The sequence below is a fragment of the Nocardia sp. NPDC051756 genome, assembly GCF_040681495.1.
In the GTDB taxonomy this organism is placed as follows: domain Bacteria; phylum Actinomycetota; class Actinomycetes; order Mycobacteriales; family Mycobacteriaceae; genus Nocardia.
Map to the genome: position 1 here is coordinate 1 of NZ_JBFAYV010000031.1, position 3,785 is coordinate 3,785.

Genomic DNA, 3,785 nt, shown 5'->3' on the forward strand with positions numbered 1-3,785 from the left:
GGTCAACGCCTTCGCGATCACCTTCGCCGACCGCTGGCCCAACGCACAAACCTACTGAGAGAAACCGCCGGAAACACCCTTAGCGAGACAGTCCCCCATCGGCATATCGCCGATGCTCCCAATGCCACGTGGACCATACGAACCGTGGAGGTAGGGTTCTCAGCGCCGGTGGGAACGAGGGTGATGGGGAGGATTGCTATGCGGCTGGCGTTGAACAGGGCGGTGGGGGTGCGGGCTAATCGGCGGGGAGAGGTTTGGCAGATCGCTGATGTTGGACAGCGGGGGCGGCATAGCGAGAAGCCGACAGTTGGGTTTGGCGCTGTTTATGTAGAGCGGGAGATGGCGCCGGATGGGTTCGAGGAGTATCGGGCGGCGCGTAAGGAGGGTCGGCGGGCGTTTGTCGTGTGGGGTGATCCTGATCGGCGGGGGTTGGTCGCGCGGGTGGTGACCAAGGAGGCGGTTAGGCGGGGTGCCGCGACCTACGAAGTGTGGGGTGCGGCAGGGGAATTGGTGGGGACGGTGGTTCGGGAGCCGGGGCCTCGGGGTGGGCGGGTGCGGACCCGATGGACTGTTACGCCGGCCGGTGCGCAACCGCTTGTCGGATACAAGGGGCAGCTCGGCTGGTGGATCGTGTGGTGGTTGCTGTTCCCAATTCAGCTGATTCTCGGCGTGGTCATGATTGCGGCGCTGGTACTCGGCGGTGGCGACGGTGATCTCGCACGTCCGCCGCGACGAATTCGGTGGCGCGACAACACAACCGGTGATGTGGTGCTCGATTATCAGGACGATCGGCTGGAGGTCCCCGAGGGGCGGTGGGATCTACGGCTGATGTTCGCGCTGATCGCACTCCTCGGCACCTACCCTGGTGTGCTGGAAACAGCCTGGGACAAGCAGGACAGCTGAACATCCGGCAGCGGTTCCGGTGCCAATGGAATTGGGGCGGTGGAACACCTATCGGATTTGCGTAGGCTCGGAACTGCTTCTGTCCCTCGAGGATAGATCGGTCGCATCGCGTACAACAGCGCGCCGCAGAGTCTAAGGAAGATCATGGGGATCAAGAAGATTGCGGTGGCGGCCACGTTCACCCTCGCGGCCACGGGAATGGTCGGGAGCGTCGCGCAGGCCGAGCCGGCGCCGGCGATCAGTGCGTATCCGAGCACGCTGACCGGTACCGAACAGGACGTTGCCTTCGCCGTATCGAGGTCCGCCGACGGAAAGAGCCTGTCCGCCAATCTGTTCGGCGGCACATTCGCGATGAGCGAGGACGCGGTGAACGTCACCGATGCGGCGGGCACCGCGATCGCCAGCCTGCCCTTGACCATCGAACTCGACCAGGGCACCGTCGAACTGCGTCCGCAACTCGACGCGACCGGCACGCATCTCACCGCCGAACCCGTCGGCTACTGGCACCAAACCTCGCCCAGAGAACGCAGCATCCAGACCGGAATGGCCATCGGCGCGTTCACCGGCGCACTCGCCGGCGGCATCATCGGCCTCGCCATCGGCATCGCCGGCGCGGGCGTGCTCGCCCTCATCACCCTCCCGGTCGGGTTCCTCGGCGGCGCATTGCTCGGTGGCGCCATCGGCGCCGGACTCGGTGCGGCCGTGCCGAATTCGGATATCCCGGACCGCTGGGACTATGTGCCGGACCCGAAGCCAAGCACCCAGGACCCGGAGCCGTTCCCCAAACACGACCCGTGGCACGACTGCTCCAGCATCAACCATTCCGTCAACTGCCGCTAGGCGAAATCAACAAAGAACGCCAGTTCACCGGCCCGATCACAAGGACCGAACCGGTGAACGTGTGGTGTGGGCAATCAGCGAACCGGGCTGGTCTGCGATTGCTTGTAGGGTGCGCCGGCCAATTGGGCGGCGGTGGTGAAGGACTTCTTCATCTGCGGCCAGAGGGTGCTTTCCACGCAGGTGTAGCGCGGCATGAAGCCGCCGCAGGTCCCGCCGTTCGGGCCGATCTCGATGGTGAAGCTGGCCAGGCCGAGGGCTCCGTGCGCCTGGTCGTCGGTGGTGCCCCAGGTCGAGTAGCCGACGGTCTCCTCATCGGTGCCGACGGTGAATCCGGCGGGCACGACCTTCTTGATCAAGGCGCGCAACTGTTCCCGGTTCTTCGGCGTCGCCGCGGTCGGGATGATCCCGTAATTCCCGTAGGAATGCAGATCGATCACCACACCCTTCGCGGTATCCGGGACGTCGGCGCTGCCGGCCGGCCGCTGATTGGTGAACAGCTTCGCGTAAAGCCCTTGAATCGCTTGGGTTTCCGGCTCCGAGGCGGCCCGCGGACCCTGGAAGGTCTGCGAGCACGGGTTGCGCGAGTCACCACCCCAGCGGACGGTGAAGTTGCGGTTCAGATCGACGCCCGGACCGTTGCCGGACCCGTCGACGACCGAGCAGGACGACGGCGTCTGGCTATTGTCGACGTTCTTGCGCTGCATCTTCGGCCGATTGCCGCCGCTGGCCACCACGTCGACACCGTCCGGGTTGGTCACCGGGACCACCCAGACCTCGGTGTTGTCCAGGATCGAGGTCGCCGTACTGTCGGTGCCGTATCCGTTGGCGAGATAGTCGATCCAGCGCCACGCGATTTCACCGGTCGCCAGTTCGCGCGCGTGAATCTGCGCGGTCAGCAGGAAACGCGGCTTGGTCGACGTCGGTGACAGAGCGCAGCCGTTCGGTGCGAGAGTCGTTTTCGCCGAGGCCTTTTCCTGATCGGTCGCCTGCTTCGCGATTCCGGTCAAGCAGATGACGTTCATGGTGCTGCCGCCGGAACCCCTTCCGGCGAGCCAGGTTTTGCCGATATCGTGCACCTGCGCGATTCCGGGATACTTGGCGGCGACGTCGCGGGTATGTTTCAGCATTTCCGCCGAGGTGTGGTATCCGCCGTAGAACGATTTGTTCGCCTCCGGGGCACGCAACTCCCCCGGCGTCGACTTGTACACCGGTTCCCGCTTCGACGGCTTCAGGCCCTTGTCCCGCAGCGCCTGCGCGCCCGCCTCGTCGACCGCGATGGTCACCTTGCCCGGACCTGCGGGAACCATCTCGATTCCGGCACTTTCGATGATGTCGCGCTGCGCCTGCGAGGGCACCGAAACATCCCAGTAGTAGGGGGCGTCATCGGCGGCCTGCGCCAACATCGGTTGTAGCGCGACCGTCGAAAAACCACCGACAACCACTGCGCTGATACAGGCGAGCAATTTCCGAGATCTGCTCATAGACTTCCCTTGTCTCTCGCGCCACTGTCCGGCAACATATTTCGCGGCGTGGCGTTGTTCGATGCGGGCCATGTCGGCTCCTCCGAAGGGACGGGTGAATTCCCTATGGGCGGAGATTAAGCCTCTATGTCGGCCCGGTGAAACCCCAGTCGAAGTGGGGAAAGGGTTGTCCGCGTTTACCTGTCCAGTGCCGCTTCGAACAGCGGCCAGGAGTTGTGCAGATCCTGTTGCCAGTAGCCCCAGGAGTGAGTGCCGGACGGGCGAAAGTCGAAGGTCGCCGGAATGTTCAGCTCCCGGAGTCGGTCTCGGAGCTGGAGCGTGCACGCGCCGGTGATCGCTTCCAGGAGCGCGCCACTGGTGAGCTGACCGACGAGTTTGCCTGCGTCACCGTGGGTTTGGTCGAGAGTGTCGAGTGGTCCGGGTTGTCCGGTGCCGGTGCTGATGTAGAGGGTGGTGTTGTGGAGTCGGTCTGCGTGGAGGTAGGGGTCGTTGGCGGCCCAGGTGGGGTCTTGGGGTGGTCCCCACATGTTGAGGGGGTTGCCTTTCCAGCGTCCGACGACG

The 3,785-nt window shown here is 64.6% G+C and carries 4 protein-coding genes; 2 read left to right on the forward strand and 2 right to left on the reverse strand.

Annotated elements, in window-relative coordinates:
- Positions 1-552: 552 nt before the first annotated feature.
- Together AB0M22_RS45530 and AB0M22_RS45535 are read left to right on the forward strand one after the other, a co-directional pair.
- Positions 553-903 carry a hypothetical protein gene (locus AB0M22_RS45530; protein ID WP_364740290.1) on the forward strand — a complete coding sequence of 117 codons (351 nt, stop codon included), beginning with the start codon at positions 553-555 and terminating at the stop codon, positions 901-903.
- A 144-nt stretch (positions 904-1,047) separates the two neighbouring features.
- A complete protein-coding gene (locus tag AB0M22_RS45535) occupies positions 1,048-1,743 on the forward strand; it encodes a hypothetical protein (protein WP_364740293.1) in 696 nt (231 codons plus the stop codon).
- Between the two features lie 74 nt (positions 1,744-1,817).
- Here AB0M22_RS45535 and AB0M22_RS45540 read toward each other — a convergent pair whose 3' ends face one another.
- Both AB0M22_RS45540 and AB0M22_RS45545 read right to left on the reverse strand, forming a co-directional pair.
- The gene (locus AB0M22_RS45540) at positions 1,818-3,224 is read right to left on the reverse strand and encodes a M14 family zinc carboxypeptidase (protein ID WP_364740295.1); all 1,407 of its coding nucleotides are present in this window, start codon (positions 3,222-3,224) and stop codon (positions 1,818-1,820) included.
- 176 nt (positions 3,225-3,400) lie between these two features.
- Positions 3,401-3,785, reverse strand: a 385-nt coding sequence (locus AB0M22_RS45545; RefSeq protein ID WP_364740298.1) for an alpha/beta hydrolase-fold protein, incomplete at its 5' end; no start/stop codon positions are given.